This is a genomic window from Streptomyces sp. WM6386 (assembly GCF_000972385.1).
GTDB lineage: Bacteria > Actinomycetota > Actinomycetes > Streptomycetales > Streptomycetaceae > Streptomyces.
The window spans coordinates 157,606-178,276 of record NZ_JXTE01000002.1 but is presented as its reverse complement, the minus strand read 5'-3'; the positions used below and the strand labels follow the sequence as shown (position 1 = coordinate 178,276).

General features: G+C 68.0%; 25 protein-coding genes and 1 tRNA gene. 15 read left to right on the top strand and 11 right to left on the bottom strand.

The genetic code is table 11. The features are described 5' to 3' along the window. Positions 1 to 44: 44 nt before the first annotated feature. Positions 45 to 506, top strand: a complete 462-nt coding sequence (locus TN53_RS02120) for a hypothetical protein (RefSeq protein WP_159038093.1) — start codon at positions 45 to 47, stop codon at positions 504 to 506. Positions 507 to 617: 111 nt separating this feature from the next. Here TN53_RS02120 and TN53_RS02115 read toward each other — a convergent pair whose 3' ends face one another. The 5 genes from TN53_RS02115 to TN53_RS02090 all read right to left on the bottom strand — a co-directional run bounded on the left by TN53_RS02115 (position 618) and on the right by TN53_RS02090 (position 4,796). After that, on the bottom strand, positions 618 to 1,352 hold the full coding sequence (locus TN53_RS02115; protein WP_046256544.1) for a class E sortase: 735 nt from the start codon (positions 1,350 to 1,352) through the stop codon (positions 618 to 620). 13 nt (positions 1,353 to 1,365) lie between these two features. Then, positions 1,366 to 2,469, bottom strand: a complete 1,104-nt coding sequence (locus TN53_RS02110; RefSeq protein ID WP_046256543.1) for a class E sortase — start codon at positions 2,467 to 2,469, stop codon at positions 1,366 to 1,368. Then, positions 2,466 to 3,104, bottom strand: a complete 639-nt coding sequence (locus TN53_RS02105) for an aminodeoxychorismate/anthranilate synthase component II (RefSeq protein ID WP_046256542.1) — start codon at positions 3,102 to 3,104, stop codon at positions 2,466 to 2,468. The genes TN53_RS02110 and TN53_RS02105 overlap by 4 nt, the downstream gene beginning before the upstream one ends. Positions 3,105 to 3,314: 210 nt before the next feature. After that, a complete protein-coding gene (locus TN53_RS02095) occupies positions 3,315 to 3,998 on the bottom strand; it encodes a class E sortase (protein ID WP_046256540.1) in 684 nt (227 codons plus the stop codon). Between the two features lie 18 nt (positions 3,999 to 4,016). After that, on the bottom strand, positions 4,017 to 4,796 hold the full coding sequence (locus tag TN53_RS02090; RefSeq protein WP_095046240.1) for a DUF881 domain-containing protein: 780 nt from the start codon (positions 4,794 to 4,796) through the stop codon (positions 4,017 to 4,019). A 141-nt stretch (positions 4,797 to 4,937) separates the two neighbouring features. On the opposite strand from TN53_RS02090, the gene crgA reads away from it, so the two are divergent. Beyond that, on the top strand, positions 4,938 to 5,192 hold the full coding sequence (crgA, locus tag TN53_RS02085; RefSeq protein WP_046256538.1) for a cell division protein CrgA: 255 nt from the start codon (positions 4,938 to 4,940) through the stop codon (positions 5,190 to 5,192). 258 nt (positions 5,193 to 5,450) lie between these two features. On the opposite strand, the gene TN53_RS02080 is transcribed toward crgA, so the two are convergent. Then, the gene (locus tag TN53_RS02080) at positions 5,451 to 6,362 is read right to left on the bottom strand and encodes a rhomboid family intramembrane serine protease (protein WP_046256537.1); all 912 of its coding nucleotides are present in this window, start codon (positions 6,360 to 6,362) and stop codon (positions 5,451 to 5,453) included. 133 nt (positions 6,363 to 6,495) lie between these two features. After that, positions 6,496 to 7,029, bottom strand: a complete 534-nt coding sequence (locus tag TN53_RS02075) for a peptidylprolyl isomerase (RefSeq protein WP_046256536.1) — start codon at positions 7,027 to 7,029, stop codon at positions 6,496 to 6,498. Between the two features lie 365 nt (positions 7,030 to 7,394). Here TN53_RS02075 and TN53_RS02070 point away from each other — a divergent pair, with 365 nt between their 5' ends. After that, complete coding sequence (locus tag TN53_RS02070; RefSeq protein WP_046256535.1) at positions 7,395 to 8,096, top strand: DUF5324 family protein; 702 nt, start codon at positions 7,395 to 7,397, stop codon at positions 8,094 to 8,096. A 451-nt stretch (positions 8,097 to 8,547) separates the two neighbouring features. Here TN53_RS02070 and TN53_RS02065 read toward each other — a convergent pair. Further along, a tRNA-Ala gene (locus tag TN53_RS02065) sits at positions 8,548 to 8,620 on the bottom strand. 182 nt (positions 8,621 to 8,802) lie between these two features. Between TN53_RS02065 and TN53_RS02060 the strand changes: the two genes are divergently transcribed. Then, complete coding sequence (locus TN53_RS02060; protein ID WP_046256534.1) at positions 8,803 to 9,351, top strand: helix-turn-helix domain-containing protein; 549 nt, start codon at positions 8,803 to 8,805, stop codon at positions 9,349 to 9,351. Between the two features lie 276 nt (positions 9,352 to 9,627). Next, entirely contained in the window at positions 9,628 to 11,274 is a 1,647-nt protein-coding gene (locus TN53_RS02055) for a protein kinase domain-containing protein (protein ID WP_046256533.1), read from the top strand. Between the two features lie 28 nt (positions 11,275 to 11,302). Here the strand turns inward: TN53_RS02055 and TN53_RS47190 are convergent, their stop codons facing one another. Both TN53_RS47190 and TN53_RS44615 read right to left on the bottom strand, forming a co-directional pair. Continuing rightward, a complete protein-coding gene (locus TN53_RS47190; RefSeq protein ID WP_046256532.1) occupies positions 11,303 to 12,592 on the bottom strand; it encodes a hypothetical protein in 1,290 nt (429 codons plus the stop codon). A gap of 117 nt (positions 12,593 to 12,709) precedes the next feature. Further along, on the bottom strand, positions 12,710 to 12,838 hold the full coding sequence (locus TN53_RS44615; protein ID WP_003999697.1) for a DLW-39 family protein: 129 nt from the start codon (positions 12,836 to 12,838) through the stop codon (positions 12,710 to 12,712). 338 nt (positions 12,839 to 13,176) lie between these two features. On the opposite strand from TN53_RS44615, the gene TN53_RS02045 reads away from it, so the two are divergent. Further along, positions 13,177 to 13,521 carry a DUF6344 domain-containing protein gene (locus TN53_RS02045; RefSeq protein ID WP_046256531.1) on the top strand — a complete coding sequence of 115 codons (345 nt, stop codon included), beginning with the start codon at positions 13,177 to 13,179 and terminating at the stop codon, positions 13,519 to 13,521. A gap of 1,166 nt (positions 13,522 to 14,687) precedes the next feature. Here the strand turns inward: TN53_RS02045 and TN53_RS02035 are convergent. Further along, positions 14,688 to 15,446, bottom strand: a complete 759-nt coding sequence (locus TN53_RS02035; protein WP_046256529.1) for a GntR family transcriptional regulator — start codon at positions 15,444 to 15,446, stop codon at positions 14,688 to 14,690. 190 nt (positions 15,447 to 15,636) lie between these two features. Between TN53_RS02035 and TN53_RS02030 the strand changes: the two genes are divergently transcribed. From TN53_RS02030 to TN53_RS01995, 9 genes are all read left to right on the top strand, one after another. Next, the gene (locus TN53_RS02030; protein WP_046256595.1) at positions 15,637 to 15,972 is read left to right on the top strand and encodes a hypothetical protein; all 336 of its coding nucleotides are present in this window, start codon (positions 15,637 to 15,639) and stop codon (positions 15,970 to 15,972) included. A 2-nt stretch (positions 15,973 to 15,974) separates the two neighbouring features. Further along, the gene (locus TN53_RS02025) at positions 15,975 to 17,321 is read left to right on the top strand and encodes an FtsK/SpoIIIE domain-containing protein (RefSeq protein WP_046256528.1); all 1,347 of its coding nucleotides are present in this window, start codon (positions 15,975 to 15,977) and stop codon (positions 17,319 to 17,321) included. An 81-nt stretch (positions 17,322 to 17,402) separates the two neighbouring features. Beyond that, complete coding sequence (locus TN53_RS47755) at positions 17,403 to 17,570, top strand: hypothetical protein (RefSeq protein ID WP_199924492.1); 168 nt, start codon at positions 17,403 to 17,405, stop codon at positions 17,568 to 17,570. A gap of 26 nt (positions 17,571 to 17,596) precedes the next feature. Beyond that, positions 17,597 to 18,247: a DUF2637 domain-containing protein gene (locus TN53_RS02020; protein ID WP_046256527.1), complete on the top strand. Its 651-nt coding sequence runs from the start codon at positions 17,597 to 17,599 to the stop codon at positions 18,245 to 18,247. A gap of 19 nt (positions 18,248 to 18,266) precedes the next feature. Further along, on the top strand, positions 18,267 to 18,449 hold the full coding sequence (locus tag TN53_RS02015; RefSeq protein WP_046256526.1) for a mobile element transfer protein: 183 nt from the start codon (positions 18,267 to 18,269) through the stop codon (positions 18,447 to 18,449). A 22-nt stretch (positions 18,450 to 18,471) separates the two neighbouring features. After that, positions 18,472 to 18,777, top strand: a complete 306-nt coding sequence (locus tag TN53_RS02010) for a hypothetical protein (RefSeq protein WP_046256525.1) — start codon at positions 18,472 to 18,474, stop codon at positions 18,775 to 18,777. Between the two features lie 92 nt (positions 18,778 to 18,869). Next, complete coding sequence (locus TN53_RS02005; protein WP_046256524.1) at positions 18,870 to 19,049, top strand: hypothetical protein; 180 nt, start codon at positions 18,870 to 18,872, stop codon at positions 19,047 to 19,049. A gap of 4 nt (positions 19,050 to 19,053) precedes the next feature. Further along, on the top strand, positions 19,054 to 20,445 hold the full coding sequence (gene repSA, locus TN53_RS02000) for a replication initiator protein RepSA (RefSeq protein ID WP_046256523.1): 1,392 nt from the start codon (positions 19,054 to 19,056) through the stop codon (positions 20,443 to 20,445). Beyond that, on the top strand, positions 20,442 to 20,630 hold the full coding sequence (locus TN53_RS01995; RefSeq protein ID WP_046256522.1) for a helix-turn-helix domain-containing protein: 189 nt from the start codon (positions 20,442 to 20,444) through the stop codon (positions 20,628 to 20,630). Before repSA ends, TN53_RS01995 begins: the two co-directional genes overlap by 4 nt. Positions 20,631 to 20,671 lie beyond the last annotated feature (41 nt).

Sequence of the window (20,671 nt, the reverse complement as noted above, 5' to 3'; positions counted from 1 at the left end):
CAGAATTCGCACGGCTAATTCACAGACGTAAGAAAGGAATGACCGTGCGCAGGATTACCGCGATAATTTCGGCACTCTTCTTCACGATGTTGGCCGGTTTCATCATGGCCCCGTCGGCCAGCGCGGCCGGCTACGGCTGCCCTGGTTCGCAGATCGACACCTATGCGGTGAAGACGTCGGGCGGCACGACCTACAGCAACATCTACCTCTACTACGACTCCGCCACCGGGACGAACTGCGCCTCCAACGTCCGCACCAGCGCGGGCGGTTACGGCACCAGCAACCCCCAGGCCATAGACGTCCAGATCTGGCGCTGCGTGGCCGGCTCCACCCCCGGCGCGGCGTGTACCGCCGACACCCCGATCGACGGCGACTACGGCTACTACCAGTACTACGCGGGTCCCGTGGACGTGACAGCCTCGAACCGCTGCATCACCATCTTTGCGCAGACCCGCCACAACGACGTCTGGGCCAAGCGCACGCTGAACGCCGTTCACTGCGGCTGAAACAAAGAAAAGCCAAAGACCACCCATAGGAAACTCCGCGGACTTTGACAGCTGTCTCCCCCGTTTTCGCCGGGGAGACAGCTCTTCTTCATTCTGTTCCCGGTGACCCGGTCAGCGCAGTTCCTTCGGCAACGTCCGCGCACTGTCCACCTTCTCCACCCGCACCAACTCCCCCCACACCACATACCGATACCGCGACGTGTACACCGGCGTGCAGGTGGTCAGCGTGATGTACTTGCCGGCCTTCTTCCTGCCGGACTCCTTGGGGACGGCGCCCAGGACCTTGACGTTGTACTTCGAGGTTTCCGGAAGGATCGCGTACGCCTTGTAGACGTACCACTTGTCCTTCGTCTCGAAGACGATCGGGTCGCCCTTCTCGATCTTGTCGATGTTGTGGAACTTGGCGCCATGGCCGTCGCGATGGGCCGCGAGGGAGAAGTTGCCGTCCTTGCCGGACATCGGCAGCGTCGCCTTGACCGGGTCGGTGTAGTAACCGGCGACACCGTCGTTGAGCTGCTTCGCCGACGTGCCCTTCTCGACGAGGACCTCGCCGTTCTTCATCGCGGGGACGTGCAGGAAGCCGATGCCGTTCTTCGTGTTCAGCGCACCCGGCCCCGTGTCCTGGGCCCAGTTGTCGCGGACCTTGTCGGCCTGTTTGCCCGCCGCGCGGTCGGCGACGACGTTCGTCCACCACAGCGAGTAGACGACGAACAGGCCGAGGATCAGGCCCGCCGTGATGAGGAGTTCACCGAAGACACTGACCGCTGTGGCGATCGGGCCCATGCCGCGGCGGCGCGGCGCGGGGGTGGTGTCGGTGACCTCGTGCTGCTCCGCGGTCGCTGCCACTGTTCATCTGCCCTTACTGGACGAGCGCATCCGGCTTGCCCTTGCTGCGCGGCCGTTCCTCGACCATCTTGCCCCAGACGATCAACCGGTACTTGCTGGTGAACTCCGGCGTACAGGTCGTCAGGGTGATGTAGCGGCCCGGCTCGGTGAGACCCGACTGCGGAGGAACCGGATTGAGCACGCTCGTGTTGCTCGGCGCCGTCACCGGCAGCGACGACGTCATCTTGTAGACGAAGTAGTCGTCCTGTGTCTCCACGACGATCTCGTCGCCCTTGCTGAGCTTGTTGATGTACCGGAACGGCTCGCCGTGCGTGTTCCGATGCCCCGCGAGCCCGAAGTTCCCGGTCTTCGCGCTCGGCATCGCCGTCTTCAGCGCACCCTCGGAGTAGTGCCCGACCATGCCCCGGTCGAGCACCTTCTTGTTGCTGACGCCCTCCGCTATCGGCACGACCACGTCCAGCTTGGGAATGTGCAGCAGCGCGAACCCCTGCCCCGGCTCGAACTCGCCCGGCGCCCGCTTCCCGCTCGCCCACTCGTTCTGGAGCGTGCTCGCCTCCTTGCCGGCCTGCGCGTGCGCCCGCACGTTCGTCCACCACAGCTGATAGGTGACGAACAGCAGCATCAGAACGCCGGTCGTGATGAACACCTCACCGACCGCCCGGCTCGCCAGCACCGCCGGACCCGGCTTGCTCGCCCGCGCCCGCCGCCGGGCCTCGACTCGGGAGAGCGGAGCCGACGGCTTCCCGTCGTCCGACGCCTCCACCGACTCCGCAGAAGGCCTCGCTCCACCCCCATGACGCCCACCACGGCGCTTGGCGGCCTTTCTACGGGCCGCACGGCCCCCCGCAGGGGTTCCGGGGGCTCCTGTGGCGGACGAGGCGTCGGACACCGATCCAGACGCCGATACGGACCCGTCTATTCGGGCCGGCGGCGGCTCCGGTATCCGCAGCGCCACCGTCTCGTCGTCGGCGGGCGGCACCCAGGGCTCATCGGCACCCGCCCTGCCCCCCGCGTCGTACGACGCACTGTCGTACCACTCCCCAAGCGCACCGGCATCCTCGTACGACTGCTCCCCGTACGAGGTCCCGGACTCGCGCTCGGGGCGCAGTGCGGTCACGCCGAGGCCCTGCCCACCACCGGGGCCAGCCCCGCGCTTCGCGCCACCGCACCCTGGTCGCCGCACTCCACCAGCCAGTTGGCCAGCATCCGGTGCCCGTGTTCCGTCAGCACCGACTCGGGGTGGAACTGCACACCCTCGACGGGCAGTTCACGGTGGCGCAGCCCCATGATGATCCCGTCGTGCGTCCGCGCGGTCACCTCCAGCTCGGCCGGCACCGTCTCCGGCTCGGCCGCGAGGGAGTGATAGCGGGTCGCCGTGAAGGGCGTCGGCAGACCCGCGAAGACACCCTTGCCCTCGTGCTCCACCAACGACGTCTTGCCGTGCAGCAGCTCCGGCGCGCGGTCCACGACACCGCCGTACGCCACCTGCATCGACTGCATCCCCAGGCACACACCGAAGACGGGCACCGCGGTCGCGGCGCAGTGGCGGACCATCTCGATGCAGACGCCCGCCTCCTCCGGCGTCCCCGGACCCGGCGACAGCAGCACACCGTCGAAGCCGTCCTGGGCGTGCGCCGTCGACACCTCGTCGTTGCGCAGCACCTCGCACTCGGCGCCCAGCTGGTACAGGTACTGCACCAGGTTGAAGACGAAGCTGTCGTAGTTGTCGACGACGAGAATCCGCGCACTCACTGGTTGTCCACCGTCACATCGTTGAAGGGCAGCAGCGGTTCGGCCCACGGGAAGACGTACTGGAAAAGGACGTAGACCGCAGCAAGCACCAGCACGAGTGAGATGGAAGCCCTCACCCACGCGTTCCCTGGCAGATGCCGCCAGATCCAGCCGTACATGCCGTCCCTTCCGTCGCACCACGGCACCAGACTCACGCCGTACCGCACCAGACTAACGGCGCAGGGCCGTCGGCTTCCCTTCCTCCACAGGCTGTGTGGAGTCCAGATGCGCCCACACGATCAGCCGGTGACTGTGCCCCCACTCCGGATCGCACGTGGTCAGGGTGAGATAGCGGCCGGAGCGCGTATACCCCGACTTACGTGGCACAGGATCGATCACCTCAACGTCCGTGGGCACGGTTTTGTAGGGGCCTTTGTCGATCCGATACGTGAACCAGGTCGTCCCGTCCGTCAGCACCACCGCGTCCCCGCGCCGCAGCCTGGGGAAGTCCTTGAAGGGGTCGCCGTACGTACGCCGGTGACCGGCCACCGAGAAATTGCCCTTCTCCCCGAGCCGCGCGGTCCGCGCGTAGTGCCCGAGCCCCTTCTTCAGGGTGCCGACGGCCGTCCCCTCCAGCACCGGCTTGTTCCACGTGAAACCAAGCCGGGGGATGTACATGATCGCGAAGGGCTTGCCGCTCTTGTACGCCGTCGGCTCCGGCCTACCGGACGGGGCGCCCCCCGTCGGCTGCCGCACGCTCCCCTTCGACCACTGGTCCTGCAACTGGTCGATCTGCTCGCCCATGACGTCGTCGGCCTTCACGCCGGTCCAGAACAGCACGTAGACGACGAAGAGCACTATGACGCTGCCGACGGTGATGCAGAGTTCGCTGACAGTCCTGACGACGACACGCACCGGCGGCTCCAGAAAGGCCTACTCCACAGGCTTGGCGTACTGCAGATCCACTGTGCCCGAGTAGCCGGGCAGAGTCACCGTCCCTTCGTCCTCGACTTTCCAGCCGAGCCCGTAGACGTTGACGTACACCATGTAGTTCTGGATCGTCGGGCTCGCCGCGAGCGACGTCTTCAGCTTCTCCGGGTCCCCGATCGCCGTGATCTTGTACGGCGGTGAGTAGACCCGGCCCTGGAGGATGAGCGTGTTGCCCACGCAGCGCACGGCGCTGGTGGAGATCAGCCGCTGGTCCATGACCTTGATGCCCTGGGCGCCGGCCTGCCACAGGGCGTTCACCACGGCCTGCAGGTCCTGCTGGTGGATGACCAGGTAGTCCGGTTGCGGCTCCGGATAGCCGGGGAGCTTGGCGGTGGCGTCCGGCGGGGCGTCGTTGAGCGTGACGGAGACCGCCTCGCCCTTCAGCTTCTGTGTCCCCGCCTTCTTCTCCAGCGCCGCCAGCTTGTCGTCCTCGGCCTTGGTACTGCCGTCGTCCCGCTCGGCCAGCGCCTCGACGTCGTCCCTGAGCGTCCCGGTAGTCTCGTCCAGCTGACCGTTCTTGTGGCTGCGCTCCAGGATGAGGTCGGACAGCTTCAGCAGCGAGGCATCCGTGCGGATATTGGTGCCCTTGGCCGTATTGAAGCTGGTGAAGAAAATGAGGCCCGCGAGAGCGAAGACGGCCATCGTGAGCAGCCGCACGGGCCGGAAACCCCGTCTGCGGACAGGGCTGGATCCGGCCTGGGGGGAGTCGGCAGAATTGCTCAACGTACCCTTATCTCCTTCGGCGCCGCGGAAGCACTACGCTAACGGACGCCCGGGGGAGCACTAAGTGTCCCCTTGTACGCTGCCCCGAGCCCGACCTAGTTACCTGCGCGGCCACGCAGCGCATCGACAGGAGAGACCCTCGTGCCGAAGTCACGTATCCGCAAGAAGGCCGATTACACGCCGCCGCCGGCGAAGCAGGCGACCAGCATCAAGCTGACCAACCGCGCCTGGGTCGCACCCGTCATGTTGGCCCTGTTCGTCATCGGGCTGGCCTGGATCGTCGTCTTCTATGTGACGGACGGCTCGCTTCCCATCGACAAGCTCGACAACTGGAACATCGTGGTGGGCTTCGGCTTCATCGCCGCGGGATTCGGCGTCTCCACGCAGTGGAAGTAGTGGCTGCTTCGCGGTGAACACAGCTCTACCCAGGGCTATCCGCTGAGTTATCCACAACGTTTTCCACAGTGGGGAAAAAGAACGACCATCTGTGGATAACCCATCCAGTGTTGACGCCGGTGTGACGGAACTACCGGTCACCCGAAAGCATGTTCGCCCCCTGTCCGACCTGCGGAAACACAGGTCAGTGACAGGGGGCACGCTTGTTCGCGCACACTATGCACAAGATTCGCCACCCGCTGTGGACAACTGCCCCGCTCAGGTGAGCTGAGCCGTCCTCACCAGCGTCAATACGACGACGAGGGCGAGGACCAGGGCGCAGGTGCCGTACTGGACCAGGGCTCGTCGCTCGCGCGGGGCGTGCACCATGGCGTAGCCGATGACCACTCCTCCTGCGAGGCCGCCGATGTGGGCCTGCCAGGAGATGTCGAACGCAGGGTTGAAGGTGAAGATCAGGTTGATCACCAGGAGCGCGATGATCGGCCGCATGTCGTAGTTGAGCCGGCGCATCAGGACGGCGGTGGCGCCGAACAGGCCGAAGATGGCACCGGAGGCGCCGAGCGTGGCCGTGGTCGGGGACTCCAGCAGATAGGCCAGAACGCTGCCGACGAGGCCGGACACCAGGTAGAGCGCGAGGTAGCGGGCACGGCCGAGGGCCGCCTCCAGTGGGCCGCCGAGCCACCACAGGCTCAGCATGTTGAAGGCGATGTGCCAGATCTCCTGGTGCGTGAACATCGAGGTGACCAGGCGGTACCACTGTCCGTCCGCGACGCCCTCGGTGGTCGTGAAGGGGGCCGGCGGCCAGGCGCCGATGAGGACCAGATCGCTGAGCAGTGAGTCCGATGCCCGGACGGCGATGAACACGGCGAGGTTGATCCCGAGGAGGATCTTGGTGACCAGCCGGGGGTCGGCGGCGATCGTGCCGCCGGCGATCGTGCGGGGCATCGCGGCGTCGGGGCGGTGACCGGTGCCGGAGCCGCCGCGGACGCAGTCGGGGCACTGGAAGCCGACGGAGGCGCTGACCATGCACTCGGGGCAGATCGGGCGTTCGCAGCGGGTGCAGCGGATGCCGGTCTCGCGGTCGGGGTGGCGGTAGCAGCCGGGCGGGCCCTCGGATTGCTGGGGGCCCTGGTCCTCCGGGCCCTGTGGGCTGCCTGGCGCCTGGTCCATGGGGTCCCCTAAGTCGTCGTATGCAATGAAACCGCCCCGCCCATCCTTACGGACGAGCGGGGCGTTTGGTTCCCTGGTGGGCCTGGCGCCGATGGGCCGGGGCGTCCGCCTCGGCCCTTGCGGGGCCTGGTGATCAGCCCTTGCGGGTCTCGACGACGACCGACTCGATGATGACGTCGTTGACGGGGCGGGAGGTGCGCGGGTTGGTCTGCGTGTCCGCGATGGCGTCGACGACCTTCTGGCTGGCCACGTCGGTGACCTCGCCGAAGATGGTGTGCTTGCGGTTCAGCCATGTCGTGGGGCCGACGGTGACGAAGAACTGCGAGCCATTGGTGCCCGGTCCGGCGTTGGCCATGGCCAGCAGGTAGGGCTTGTTGAAGGAGAGGTCCGGGTGGAACTCGTCCTGGAACTGGTAGCCAGGGCCGCCGGTGCCGTTGCCCAGCGGGTCACCGCCCTGGATCATGAAGCCGCTGATGACCCGGTGGAAGACCGTGCCGTCGTAGAGCTTGGCCGTGGACTTCTCGCCGGTGGCGGGGTTGGTCCACTCGCGCTCGCCGGTGGCGAGCTCGACGAAGTTCTTGACCGTGATCGGCGCGTGGTTCGGGAGGAGCCGGACCTCGATGTCACCGTGGTTGGTCCTCAGGGTGGCGTAGAGCTGCTCGGCCACGATCTGCCTTCCGTTGTCTTTCTGTAGCTCCCCCGATCCTCGCACGGTCGACGCGATCCGTCCCCCGTCGTCCTTCTCCGGGTGTCCGTCGCGGGGTGTCGCCTGCAGAAAACCGGTCGAGTGGTTCCGGACTGGGGGCGTTCGTCGGCGATCCGTGGCATTGTCGACGACAAGCTCCCGTTGCCCTGTATTCATCCGCTATTGCATGTGATCGGTTCTTCAGCAGCTCTTGATCGGAGATGGTCCGGAGTCAGCTCCCATGACCCGGATGCCCGCCCTCACATGCTCAAGTGCCCGTTGGCAGGCATGATCCGTAAAAGGGTGGAAAGTCGAATTACCGTACGCCACCGAGGAGGAGGATTCCCGTGACCCGCATCGACAGCGTGCGCGCCGCGACCGGTTCGGCGAAGGACAGCGTGCTGCACGCCGCGGAAGTGGTGGCGCCCTACGCCGACACGGCCAAGGACAGGGCCGCTCACTACACACACGAGGCACGCGTACGGCTCGCGCCGAAGGTGTCGCAGGCGGCCGAGCAGGCCCGCGTCCAGTACGACGCGCATCTCGCGCCGCGTCTGGAACAGGCTCTGACGCATGTGCCGCCGAAGGTCGACCAGGCCGCCCATGAGGCTGCCATCCGCACCCGCAAGGCTGCCCGGCAGGCCACCGACTATTCACGTCCGAGGATCGAGCAGGCCGTGGCCGCGGCCGGGCCCGTGAGGGACGAGGCCGCATCTCGTGGTGCCGCCGCGCTGCTCGCGCTGCGCGGTCAGGTCTCGGCCAAGCAGATCGAGAAGCTGGCCCGTAAGCACGAGCGCCGGGCGAGGGCCGGTCGTCTCGCCAAGGCACTGGCGATCGCGGGTGTCCTCGCGGGCGGCGCCTTCGCCGCCTGGAAGTGGTGGGACAAGCAGGCCAACCCCGACTGGCTGGTCGAGCCGCCCACCGCGACGGAGGTCCCGGAGTCGAGTCGGCTGACGTCGGTCGACGGCAGCGGCCAGTCCGTGCTCGACCCTGAGGTGCAGGCCAAGGAAGCCGAGGAGGAGGCCGCGCACCGCGACGAACGGCACTGACGTCCGGCACTCCGAACATCGCTGTGGGGCAGGAGACTTGAGGGTCTCCTGCCCCACAGCGATGTTTCACGTGGAACAGCGGATGCTTGCCCTCTGCACCCACGATGACGTTTGCAACGGTTCGGATGTGCACGTTCCGCACAGACTTTGCTGACGGAGAGCATCGCCCTGGTTACCAGCACACGCTCCCATCAGTCCCCACAAGGCCTCCACCAGCGGAATCATCGACTCCGGCATCCGGTCGACTACTCGCTCGACAGGCTCCGACACCTTGCCGCCTCTCACGTTTGCGCAAATATCCGCAACGCCTCAGGTGCTGCCGAGTGACGCACGTCACCTCGGGAGCCCTTCTCCGTCCACACCCGCCGTACACGCGGATCCGGCGCGTGAAAAACCGGCACATGCAAGAACCGGCCAGGCGCCGTGAAGGGCGTCTGACCGGTCCGAGGTGTGGAGCCTAGGGGAGTCGAACCCCTGACATCTGCCATGCAAAGACAGCGCTCTACCAACTGAGCTAAGGCCCCGGAAGGGGAGCGTCCGACCGGAAGTGACTCATACCGGTGGGCGTCGCAGACCAGAGTACCGGGTCGCCCCCGGTATCTCGCAAAAAGATTGGGGGTCCCGATGAACGACCACTCTCCGTAAGATGCTCGGCGTGGTTCGCTACAGCGAACCGCGGTATTTGGGGAAGCGATGGGGAGACGCAATGGACGCCGCACAGCAGGAAGCGACCGCAAGAGCGCGGGAACTGCAGCGGAACTGGTACGGGGAGCCGCTGGGGGCGCTCTTCCGTAAGCTCATCGACGATCTTGGTCTCAACCAGGCTCGTCTCGCGGGGGTGCTGGGGTTGTCCGCACCGATGCTGTCGCAGCTGATGAGCGGTCAGCGGGCGAAGATCGGCAATCCAGCCGTGGTCCAGCGGGTGCAGTTGCTGCAGGACCTGGCGAGGCAGGTCGCGGACGGCAGCGTCAGCGCGGCCGAGGCGACCGAGCGGATGGACGAGATCAAGAAGTCGCAAGGGGGCTCGGTGCTCAGCAACGCCACGACCACGACGAGCAGTTCGGGAGCGCCGACGGTCAAGCGGGTCGTCCGTGAGATCCAGTCGCTGCTGCGGTCGGTCGCGGCCGCCGGGGACATCATCGAGGCCGCGGACACCCTCGCCCCGACCCATCCGGAACTGGCAGAGTTCCTCCGGGTCTACGGCGCGGGCCGCACCTCCGACGCGGTCTCGCACTACCAGTCCCACCAGAGCTGACCCCGCGGCCCGGTCGCCGAAGGGGGTTCGGCAGCCGGGCCGACGGTCGAGGAGGCGCTAGGGGGTTGCGCCGCGCGGAGAGGGCACGGGGGTCGTCGCTCATCCGGGGAGGGACACGTGGGGGCGTGTCACTCACCGGCCGGGAGACGGGCCGTGTCACTCGCCGGGGGCGGTGCGAGGGGCGTCACTCATCCTGGAGCGGTGCGGCGGGAGTCGTATCGCTCGTGGAGGGGGAGGCAAGGGGGGAGACCGCAGGGGGAGGAGCGACGCACTGCCATGGGTGAGGTCTTCGCCGGCCGGTACGAACTCGTCGATCCGATCGGGCGCGGAGGTGTCGGCGCCGTGTGGCGCGCCTGGGACCACCGCCGTCGTCGGTATGTCGCCGCCAAGGTGCTGCAGCAGAGCGACGCGCACTCGCTGCTGCGCTTCGTCCGCGAACAGGCGCTGCGGATCGACCACCCCCATGTGCTCGCGCCCGCCAGCTGGGCCGCCGACGACGACAAGGTCCTGTTCACCATGGATCTGGTCGCCGGTGGTTCGCTGGCCCATCTGATCGGGGACTACGGTCCTCTGCCGCCGTCCTTGGTGTGCACGCTCCTCGACCAACTCCTGTCGGGGCTGGCGGCGGTGCATGCGGAGGATGTGGTGCACCGGGACATCAAACCCGCCAACGTGCTGCTGGAGGCCACCGGTACCGGTCGGCCCCGGCTGCGGCTGTCCGACTTCGGCATCGCGATGCGGCTGGGCGAACCGCGGCTGACGGAGACCAACCTCGTGGTGGGGACGCCGGGTTACATCTCGCCCGAGCAGATGATGGGCTCGGAGCCGGACTTTCCCGCCGATCTGTTCGCCGTCGGCCTGGTCGCGCTGTATCTCCTGGAGGGCGCCAAGCCGGACGCCAAGGCTCTCGTCCAGTACTTCGCGGCGCATGGGACGCCGAGTGCGCCCAAGGGCATTCCCGAGCCGCTGTGGCAGGTCGTGGCGACGCTGGTGCAGCCGGATCCACAGGCGCGGTTCCGCACCGCCACGGGGGCGCGCAAGGCGCTCGCCGCGGCCGCGGAGCTTCTTCCGGAGCCGGGCCCCGACGACGAGTTGATCGAGATCTTCGACCAACTGGGGCCACTGCCACCGGGGTTCGGTCCGGCGGGGCCGCTCAAGCCCGCGCCGGGGGTACGGACGGGGTTCTCGGACACCGGGCAGGGCTGGGATTCCTCGGGGTCGGGAACGGTGCCCCGGCCACTGTCCGGGCAGGTCGACCCAGGACCGAGTGCCGGCTTCCCAGCGCCTGGGCAGGCAACCCCGGGACCGGACACCGGCGTCCGGCCGTCCGCGCGGGAAGACGACCCCGCCTCCGCATGGCCCGGCACCGACTCCGTGCCGGCGGATCCGCGTCGGGGCCACACCCCCGGTGCCGTACCGCCCGATCCCCGTCAGAGCACCGGGCCACGGCCGGCGGCGTCCCCCTCCGAGTCCTCCGGTGCCGCGCAGCCGCCCAGCATGTCGGACACCGGCAGCTTCCCTCTGCCACCCCCGCAGGCCACTGGCTCCTCCCCTCAGCTGCGCCCCCCGGACAACCCCCAGACACCGGCACAGACACAGCAGGGCGCGCAGCACCAGCCCTCCCGTGTCTCCCCCGATGACCCCACGCATGTCCTGCCCTCCCCCCGACCGCAGGCACCGCCCTACCCGGCGCCGCCCCTGGCGTCACCGCCGCTCCATCGCGCCGATGCCTCTACTGCTTCGTACACGGCTCAGGTCGCGCAGGTTCCACCTCCGGCCCAGGAAACTTCGCGGCACCGCGCAGGCAGAGGAGCGCGCAGGGCACGACGCCGTCCCGGCCCTCCGGCCAAGGTGGTCGTCCCGATGCTGCTTCTCGCGCTGGCCTGCTACGCCGTGGGCTTCTGGGCGCTGACCCGGATCTGAGCACGCACGGGCACCAGAACCCCCGCTTCTACCCGACGGCCCCGGCCGTCCTCCGTCGAGCGATCACCGTCCACGTCCCCAGTACCGCCAGCACCAGGCTCCCGCCCCCGATCCCCGCCACGGCGACCACCTTCATCACCGCGTCGCCTCCCGCGCCCCCGCCCTCGGCCGCCGCCTCCCGGTCCTGTGCCGACACCTCGAAGAGGCTCCGCGGATCGGACGGCGCCGCGTAGGCGGGTGCCGTCTCGGTCGTGCCGTCGACCCGCACCCGCAGCGTCACGCCGAACGGCTTGTCGCCGTACTTCTCGGCCATGGCCGACGAGAGATGGAGGGCGAGGTAGTACGAGCCGGCGAACCGCATCGCTCTGACCTGTCGGGAGGAGTCGTAGCGGTTGGAGTAGTCGATTGGGGGCAAGGGGTTGAGGGAGTCCGTCTTCTGGGTGCCGTTGTAGCCGATGGCCACGTCGTCGACGGGCATGCGTGCGGGGTTGTACAGGGACGTGATGAGCGCACTGCCCACATAGCGGCCGCGGGTCGTGCTGCCCAGTTCGGCGGTGACGTGGAGTTGCTGCCCCCAGTCGACCGGCACCTTGTAGAAGAGTGTCTGTCCGGGCGCGACATCGGCGCTCCAGACCCCCTGCTTCACCGGCACGGCCTCGTCGAAACCCGCGCCGCCCGGACGTCGTACGGCCTGGTCCGTCGGAGGCTGTGGGGGCGTGGAGTTCCAGCTCTGCGGCGGGCTCGTCGCCTCAGCCTGGTCCAGGGGCGACTCCGAGACCGCAGAGAGCTCCAGGTCCCATTCGCCGGGCGATACGTCCGTGCCGTCGATGCGCTCGACGCGCACGTAGTACAGGCCGCCGCCCTTGCACAGGGCGCGATTGGTGAAGGCCTCCCTCGCTCCCCAGGCGACGATCGGCCGAGGACTGCGGCTCGTTCCGAAGTAGGCGCTCTCGAAGGAGCAGGAGCGGCTGTCGGCGTCCTGCAGATACACCCTGATGCCGCCGCCGGTGGAGACCGTCGTGCCCGCGCGCGGGACGGCAGTGACGGAGACGTACGTGTCCGACGTCGCGTCGAGTACGAGGCGGTAGTAGAGCTCGCCGCTCGCGGGGAGGGTGCTCCTGTACGTCTCGCCGATGTCGAGGGACTCGGCGTCCGAGGTGGTCGCGGCGCCGGTGACCGACCGGACGTCGGGCGCGAACCCGTAAGAGGGGCTGGGGGTACTCGCCGCGAGGGCCGTCTGTCCCGGCAGAAGGGCGGCCAGGGCCATTCCCACGACAGCCGCGCACACGCCGCGCCACCGCACCGTACGCCGCCCCATCACGCGCCACCCCTCGCCGTCGCCTGATCGTGGCTCATCCTGCCCGGCTGCGTCTCACGCAACACAAAACCCCGACCGCGAGGCGGCCGGGGTCTGTTCAGAACCGAATGTCGGTACTCACGAACCCGTGGGCACGGAGTCGGTCGCCTCCGTCCACAGATCCTGCTCGGCGCGATCCGCCTGGATCTGGCGGTACACGAGGAGCCCGCCGATGGCGGCCAGTGCGACCAGGAGAAGCTTCTTCACCGTGCGACCTCGTCTTTCCTTGACGTAGGGGACCTCTGGCGCCCGACTATACACACCGACCGATACCGATCGGTGACCTGCGTCAGCCCCTCAACTTCCGTCCTGCACACCGCAGTAGAAGCGGATGATGCCACTCCGATCGGAGGGTGATCACACCTCCACGGACGGTCACTTTGGACCTTCTCCTCCACTCTCCTCCACTTTTCGGGCTCCTTGCACCCATCCGGGTGGTGTTCATCTGAACATCGACGCGCCACGGGCGTCGGTCCATGATTTCGCGGCCCCCATACACATCATGAGGAAAGTACGCAAATCGCCCAACCCGAAAGTGAGGGGCCATGGCCCAGAACAAGGTCATGAACGTGTGGAACGCCATCGTCACCGCCCTCCTGGCGCTGTGCACGACGCTCGGACTCATCACCACGACCGCCGCCGCGGCCGTACCGCAGACCGAGACGACCCGCAACAGCAGCACCGAGGCCGCGGCACCGGCGCCATCCCTCTGGCCCTGGTCCTACACCAGGTCCCTGCCCCCCACGATGAAGCAGCGCATTCGAGCCGAGGCTCACGGCAAGACCCCCAGCTGCCGCAACCGCCCGCCCGCGGACACGGAGGACACCGACGGGGTCACGTCCCCCTGCGACGACTCGGCCGCCGAGCCGGCCACACCCCTCCAGCGCTGACAGCGCCGTCCCCTCCACGATGTAACGGCGAACTTGCGTACACGCCCGCTACATAGACGTACAGACAAGCGACACCCCCGGTCTCCATCGACCGGGGGTGTCGTGCTTGGGTGACTGAGCCCATCGCCCAGCCTTCGTACTGCCGCCAAAACAAAGAACGGGTGCCTCCCATTGGGAGGCACCCGACTTCTTGTTCTTCGTCTGTGGGGCTAACAGGATTTGAACCTGTGGCCTCATCCTTATCAGGTCGATCATGGGTTCTGATCGCCTGCCTCAATCCCTGTGCTGCTCGCGGTGACTGGCCATAGAAGTTCAACGGCGGCCGTCGTTGTGCGCGGCTGTTGGTGTCAGCCGCTGGTGTCAGCCGACACGCGCGGTCTTGACAAGCACGAGTGCTCTAGCCTCGGGACAGCAGGACGATCGCCGCCCCCATTCCGATCAGCCCTGCTACGGCAACCCCAGTGGCTATCACTCGCAGGCCGCCGAAGTTCTGCGCTCGGACCTGCTCCACAGGTCTTCCCTGGAGCCCCGATACGACCACTGCGCGAAACCAGGCGGACCCCTTCTTCGAAGCGAGTGCCGATCCCATGACCAGTGCGCCCACACCCCAGATCAAGAGGAACACCCGGCCGCCATGGGTGGCTTGCGCGCTGAGCTGCAACATGACGCGCATCATCGCGGGGTTCTCCTGGATGCGTCAACGATCTACCTTCACCCACCACTCTCCCCAGCTCCCATCCCGTCCGCCGTCGACCCACACACCGTGGAGCGGGCGTGGTTCATGGCGTCCAGGTGGAGCGCGCCACTGTACGAACGACCTGGACGCCATGGGCCGCGTCTGCTCGGCTCTGCCTGGGTCGATGGTGGACGGGATGGGAGCACCCCGCGCACGCCACTACGGGCCCGCAGTCGGGAATGGCGCCCCCTCCATCCCGGTGCCGGCCGATCCCCCGCCGGAGGCATCGTCCTGACCGTGGGCCGCGCTATGCGGTGGTCGACTCATGGCTTCCGGCCCTATCCACATGTGGGCGCGCGTCGGCGGCGGCAGCGCCGAGCGGGCCGAAGGCAGGAGCGCGGGCGCAGCCAGAGCCGGGAAGCGCGCCCGGCGGAGCGGAGCGCAGCCGGGGCTTGATGAGGTAGAGAAATCTGTAACAACTCGCGCTGGCCTACGCGTCGAAGTCGTACTCCAGGATGTACGAGGCGGCATCGAGCGTCATTTCGTTGATCTCGACGGGGCGTCCCTCGTCCGCGAACGCGGTCCGGCAGATGAGGATGACCGGCGTTCCCGCGGAGATGCTCAGTTGTCCCGCCTCATGCTTCGTGGGCATGCGCGAGCGGATCTCCTCACGGAAGTGCACTGGCTTGTACCCGAGTTCGGCAAGTCGGGCGTAGGTTCCACCGGGTCCCGTGTCTGCCTGCGTGATCGGCGACCCCGCCACCATCGATGTCGGGAGATAGCTCGTCGCGAGCAGAACGGGCTTCCCATCCAAAACGAACCGCCGTCGCCTCACGCACACGGTGTCCTCGTCACCCAGGTCCAAGACCTGCTCAACGTGTGCGGGCGCCGTCTCTTCGGACACCGTCACCTGATCCACAACGAGTGTGCGGTCCTCGGTGTCGGCGGACCAGATGGACCGGCCGCTACCCCATTGCTCCTGCGCGAGGCGCTTGATGCCTTGGCGCCTCAGGGGGCGGAAAGAACGTACGAAGACACCGGCACCCTTGCGGGACTCGGCGACACCCTCGTCCTTGAGTACACCCAAGGCCTGACGGGCTGTCATGCGGGCCACGCCGTGGGTGGCCATGAGGTCGTTCTCTCCCGGAAGCCGATCACCGGGACTGTACTCGCCGGACCGGATCGCCTCGCGTAGAGAGTCCGCAATCCGCTGGTACTTCGGCCGACGGTCGTCGTCGGTGGTGGTCATTCGGGAGCCCTCCCTTCTTCTCTAGACAGCCTAGGCCATGCATGCCGCACCCGACCTCTCGTGTAGCCGCAATCCCGCGTCCTCAACATCTCTATACAGATTCCCTTGACGTCTCTAGAGACGTGTGACCTACTGGAGATGTCTAGAGAGGTCGCAAACGGGCGGTCTCCAGGAACTGAGGGATGTGCTCATGCCGTCGTTCAAGATCGACCTCACGACCGCTCAGGTGTTCGTGGCGACTGCGCCGGAGCCGAAGATGGTCAACAAGCGGACCGGTGAGCGGGCCGTGGACCGGGACAACCCCGCGGTGGGCATGTCCACGGTGGGCCTGCTGGTCTCGGATGAGGGGGAGGGGAACCTCTACCAGGTGACCGTCCCGGAGACTGGCCTCCCCGCGAGCCTCGTGCCGGGTACGCCGGTCGCGGTCACCGGGCTGAAGGCTCGGGACTGGGAGAACGAGTTCAACGGCCAGAAGCGGCACGGGATCAGCTTCCGCGCGGTCGCGGTCACCCCGCTGGGGGCCTGATCATGACCGACCTCACGACCTACATGGAGCTGGCCGGGGCTGCGACTGGTGTTGCTGGGCTCGGCGTCGCCAAGTCCCGTGCGCCGCGCGTGTACTGGTCGCTGGTGGGTCTGCCTCGTACGTGGGGCCGGTTCACCTGGACCTACCGGGACACGATGGAGGTGTGCGGGCTGACGGTGCAGCCGTCCAGGTTCCGTGCCTTCGTCCGGCGCAATGTGGCCCGTGGTGAGGTCCGGCCGGTGCCGCCGAGGGTTCGCCGGGTTCGCCCGACCTCGACCGGCCTGCGCATCACCCTGCGCCTGCCTGCCGGGTTGGAGCCCGCTGACCTCGCCGCGTCCACCGAACGCCTCCGCCACGCCTGGGGAGTCCGCTCGGTCACCATCGCGGAGACCAAGCCCGGCTATGTCGAGCTGCGCATGACTGGCTACGACGTGCTGGCCAAGGTGAACCTGCCGCGGAAGGCACGGCCTCATGACCTGGTCGTTCCGGTGGCGCTGCGGGAGGACGGCACGGTCTTTGAGCGGGACTACCGCAAGGTCCCGATGGCGCTCACGCTGGGTGCCAACCAGTCCGGCAAGTCGATGTATCAGCGCAACCTGATCAAGGGGCTGGCTCAATTGCCGGTCGGGCTGATCGGGATCGACTGCAAGCGCGGTGTGGAGCAGGGCCGGTACGCGCCGCGTCTGTCTGCGCTGGTCACCAATCCCGAGGACGCCGGGCTTCTGATCGATGCCCTGGTTGCCGAGATGGAAGAGCGCTTCGATCTCCTCGCCCTCTACGGCGTCTCCGACCTGTGGGAACTGTCCGATGCGGTGCGGCCGGTGCCGCTGATCGTCCTCGTCGACGAGATCGCCGAACTGTTTCTGGTGACCTCTAAGAAGGACGAACCGGCCCGCGACCACACGGTCATGCAGCTGGTGCGCCTGGGGCAGATGGCCCGTGCGATCGGCATCTTCTTGGAGGTGTGCGGGCAGCGCTTCGGCTCCGACCTCGGCCGCGGTGCTACTGCTCTGCGGGCCCAGCTGACCGGCCGTGTGGTGCACCGCGTCAACGACAAGCAGACCGCCGACATGGGCCTGGGCGATATTGCCCCGGACGCGGTGGTCGCGGTGACCTCGATAGCTCCGGACCGTCCGGGGGTGGCGGTGGCCGGTGACACCTCCGGTGGCTGGTCGCGTATCCGTACCCCGGAGACCACGCCGGATGAAGCTGCCGCGGTCTGCCGTGAGTTCGCCGACCTCACCCCGGAGCTGCCGTTCCTGGCTCCGTTCCGGCCGGTCGGCCAGGTCGTCATCCCGCCGATGCCCGCTGCCCCGCCCCGGGTGCAGCCCCAGCCCGTCACGAAGTAACCCCCCTGCTCCACGGTCGGCGTGACCGCCTCGCGCCAGGTCCCTACCTGAGCCATGCCGAAAACCGAAGGGAGATCGCTCATGGCACGCAAGACCGTCAAGCCCGCGACCCTGCCGTGTCCGACCTGCAAGGGCACCGGTGAGGTCTCCCGGACCGTCCGCGTCGGCCGCAAACAGCGAGCCGTGGGCCAGCAGACCGGGCTCTGCCTGAACTGCCTGGGTGCCTGCGAGATCCCCGCCCCGTCCTAGCCCAACTCCTAGAAGGAGGTGAGGACATGCGCTCGCTGCGCATTGACGCTGTGCTCGTTCAGGCCGTGATCGCCGGTGCACTGTCCTTCGCGCACCTGCACGACCTTGCCGCCGCTGCCGGGCAGACCGGCTGGAAGGCCTGGGCCTACCCGGTCTCCGTTGATCTGCTGCTGGTCGCCGTATGGCAGCGGCTGCGCACTGCCCGGTCCGGGCTTGCCTGGTTCTGGTTCCTGGTCGCCCTGGTCGCCTCGCTCGGCGCCAACATCGCCACCGCCGGGCTCCTTGACCTGGACCACGTCCCGGACTGGCTGCGCATCCTCGTCGCCGGATGGCCCGCAATCGCCTTCCTCGGCGGCACCCTGCTCGCTCACTCGCCGACTCCGGCCGGCACGCCTGCGCCGGTCCGGCCGACACCCACCGCCGCGGCCCCGCAACCCGCCCCCGAGGTCCTCGAACGCGAGCCGCTCGTCACTGCTGAGCCCGTACCGGCGCTGCCCGAAGCGGCCCCGGCCCCGGTCCCGGCTGTGGCCGTGCCTCCGGCTCTGGTGGATCACGCCCGCAAGGTCGCTACCGAACACCGCACCCGTACCGGCACGGACATTGACACCGCCACCCTGCGGGCCCGTCTCGGCGTCCCCGAGGACCTCGCCGGAGCAATCGCCGCCCAACTCACCTAGCAGACAAGGAGGTTCCACCGTGCGCCCGAACCGCTTCTACAACGTGCTCCGCATCGGTCCCGTGAAGGTCGCCACGTTCAACAACGGCCGCGGCCAGACCCGGCACACCGCCGCATGCACGGCCCCGAACTGCGGGTTCTCCACCGAGCATCGCGACCGCTCGGCCGCTGAACTCGCCGCCCGTACCCACCGCTGCACCTGATCGCGAAAGGAGACCTGGAGTCATGCACCTGCCCGAGGACCAGCTTCGCGCCGGTCACATCCCCGCCGACCTCTACCGGCAGATCCCGTCCGGCACCGACATGCGCCAGGTCGTCATCGTTCAGCAGGCCCCGCGCTCCTACACCGGCCCCATCGTGCTGACGCTCCTGGTCATCACCGGCTCGATCGCGGTGCTCCTGGTCATCGCCTTCGTCGCCCAGGTCGTCGCCGGTGCGGCTGTCGCGGTCCTGTCAGCAACCGGCGGGATCGGCTACTCGATCAGCCGTAAGTCCTCGCGCAAGAAGGAACCACCCTCACTCAGCAAGTAGTGCCCTCCGGGGCGGCCTCAACCGCCAAGTTTCCGCCGCCCCGGACGGCTCACCGCTTCCCGATCTCCCGATCCGAAAGGGCTCCAACCATCATGCCTGCCCGCGCCAAGACCCGTCCGGTTTGCCACAACTGCGACAACTTCCCGGTCGTCGCCATCGCCACCGGCGCCCGTCACCGTGACGGCTCCCGCGTCCTGCTGTACGTCGTCTGCCACGTCTGCGGCGGCACCGGCCACCACGCCCCCGCCGCCCTCGCCCAGGCCGGGAAGTGATCGCGTGACCGACACCGCCACCATGGCGGGCCTGGACCCGGCCACCCTCACCGACGTGCTGAGGCTGGCCGGGTCTGACGGCTTCGACCGCGTCCAAGACCAGATCCGCCGTACCGGCGGCTGCTCCGACCCGATCCACCTGCAAGGCGCCGCCGTCACCCGTGATGCGGTCTCGGGGCAGGTGCTGCACTCCTACTCCACCGACCACGAGCCCGGGGGACGGCTCCGCATCGCGTGCGGCAACCGCCGCGCCTCACGCTGCCCCTCCTGCGCCTGGACCTACGCCGGAGACACTTATCACCTGATCCGCGCTGGACTCGTCGGCGACCTGGCCAAGGGCACCCCGCCCACCGTCCGCGATCACCCTCGCGTCTTCGCCACCCTCACCGCGCCCTCATTCGGCCCGGTCCACAACCGGCCCGGCAACCGGCCCTGCCGCTGCGGGCAACGGCACGGCGAGGACGCACCCGAACTCGGCACCCCGCTCAACCCCGCCTCATACGACTACGCGGGCGCCGTGCTGTGGAACAACCACGCCTCGGAACTGTGGCGCTACTTCACGATCTACCTGCGCCGCGAGATCGCACGCCGGGCCGGACTCACACAGAAGGCTGCCCGGGAACAGTCCCGGGTCGCCTTCGGCAAGGTCGCGGAGTACCAGAAGCGCGGGGCCGTGCACTTCCATGCCGTGATCCGCTTCGACGGACCGGACGGGCCGGACTCCCCGCCCCCGGCCTGGGCAACGCTCGACCTGCTCACCGACGCGATCGGTGCCGCCGCTGCCCGCGTCGTCGTCGACGTGCCCCCGGCCGGTGACCAACCCGCCCGCGCACTGCGCTGGGGCACGCAACTCGACGTGCAGCCGATCGGCGCCTTCGGCCACGGCGAAGAGATCACCGAAGCCGCGGTTGCCTCCTACGTCGCCAAGTACGCCACCAAGGCAGCCGAAACGACCGGCACCGTTGACCGCCGCATCGGCAACAAAGAGGCCCTGATCCTGCTCGGCGTGCCCGACCATCCCCGGCGCCTCATTGAGACCTGCCTCGACCTCCACTCGCTCTACCCGGACCGCAAGCTCCTGGACTGGGCTCACATGCTCGGCTTCCGCGGCCACTTCTCCACCAAGTCCCGCCGCTACTCCACCACCCTCGGCGCCCTCCGCCAGGTCCGCGCCGACTACCGCGCAGCCCAGCAACGCGAAGCCCTCGGCCTGCCCGACCCCGACGACGAAGAGGCAACCACCCTGACCCTCGCCCACTGGACCTACGCCGGACACGGCCACACCCCCGGCGAATCCTGGCTCGCCGCCAACATCCGCCGCGACATCCAGCACAACCGCGAGATCGCACGTGAGGAGCTACCCGCCCTGCTCGACCTGGAAGGAGCTGCCGCATGACCGTCGCCGCACCCGAATTGCTCAAGGTGCCGGAGGTCATGGCACAGCTCAAGGTCGGTCGGTCCAAGGTCTACGACTTGATCCGTACCCATCGGCTCGTCTCGATCAAGATCGACGGTTGTCGACGTATCCCGGCTGATGCCGTGCGGGACTTCATCGACGGTCGGCTGAGGGGTGATGCCTGATGACCAAGAGGCGGCCGAACGGCGGGGGCACCATCTCAAAG

Excerpts from the sequence above, each read along its gene's own strand:
- TN53_RS02080 (WP_046256537.1), bottom strand. The coding sequence starts at position 6,362 with ATGGACCAGGCGCCAGGCAGCCCACAGGGCCCGGAGGACCAGGGCCCC.
- TN53_RS02060 (WP_046256534.1), top strand. The coding sequence starts at position 8,803 with ATGGACGCCGCACAGCAGGAAGCGACCGCAAGAGCGCGGGAACTGCAG.
- TN53_RS02055 (WP_046256533.1), top strand. The coding sequence starts at position 9,628 with ATGGGTGAGGTCTTCGCCGGCCGGTACGAACTCGTCGATCCGATCGGG.
- TN53_RS47190 (WP_046256532.1), bottom strand. The coding sequence starts at position 12,592 with ATGGGGCGGCGTACGGTGCGGTGGCGCGGCGTGTGCGCGGCTGTCGTG.
- TN53_RS02045 (WP_046256531.1), top strand. The coding sequence starts at position 13,177 with ATGGCCCAGAACAAGGTCATGAACGTGTGGAACGCCATCGTCACCGCC.
- TN53_RS02035 (WP_046256529.1), bottom strand. The coding sequence starts at position 15,446 with ATGACCACCACCGACGACGACCGTCGGCCGAAGTACCAGCGGATTGCG.
- TN53_RS02030 (WP_046256595.1), top strand. The coding sequence starts at position 15,637 with ATGCCGTCGTTCAAGATCGACCTCACGACCGCTCAGGTGTTCGTGGCG.
- TN53_RS02025 (WP_046256528.1), top strand. The coding sequence starts at position 15,975 with ATGACCGACCTCACGACCTACATGGAGCTGGCCGGGGCTGCGACTGGT.
- TN53_RS47755 (WP_199924492.1), top strand. The coding sequence starts at position 17,403 with ATGGCACGCAAGACCGTCAAGCCCGCGACCCTGCCGTGTCCGACCTGC.
- TN53_RS02020 (WP_046256527.1), top strand. The coding sequence starts at position 17,597 with ATGCGCTCGCTGCGCATTGACGCTGTGCTCGTTCAGGCCGTGATCGCC.
- TN53_RS02010 (WP_046256525.1), top strand. The coding sequence starts at position 18,472 with ATGCACCTGCCCGAGGACCAGCTTCGCGCCGGTCACATCCCCGCCGAC.
- TN53_RS02005 (WP_046256524.1), top strand. The coding sequence starts at position 18,870 with ATGCCTGCCCGCGCCAAGACCCGTCCGGTTTGCCACAACTGCGACAAC.
- TN53_RS01995 (WP_046256522.1), top strand. The coding sequence starts at position 20,442 with ATGACCGTCGCCGCACCCGAATTGCTCAAGGTGCCGGAGGTCATGGCA.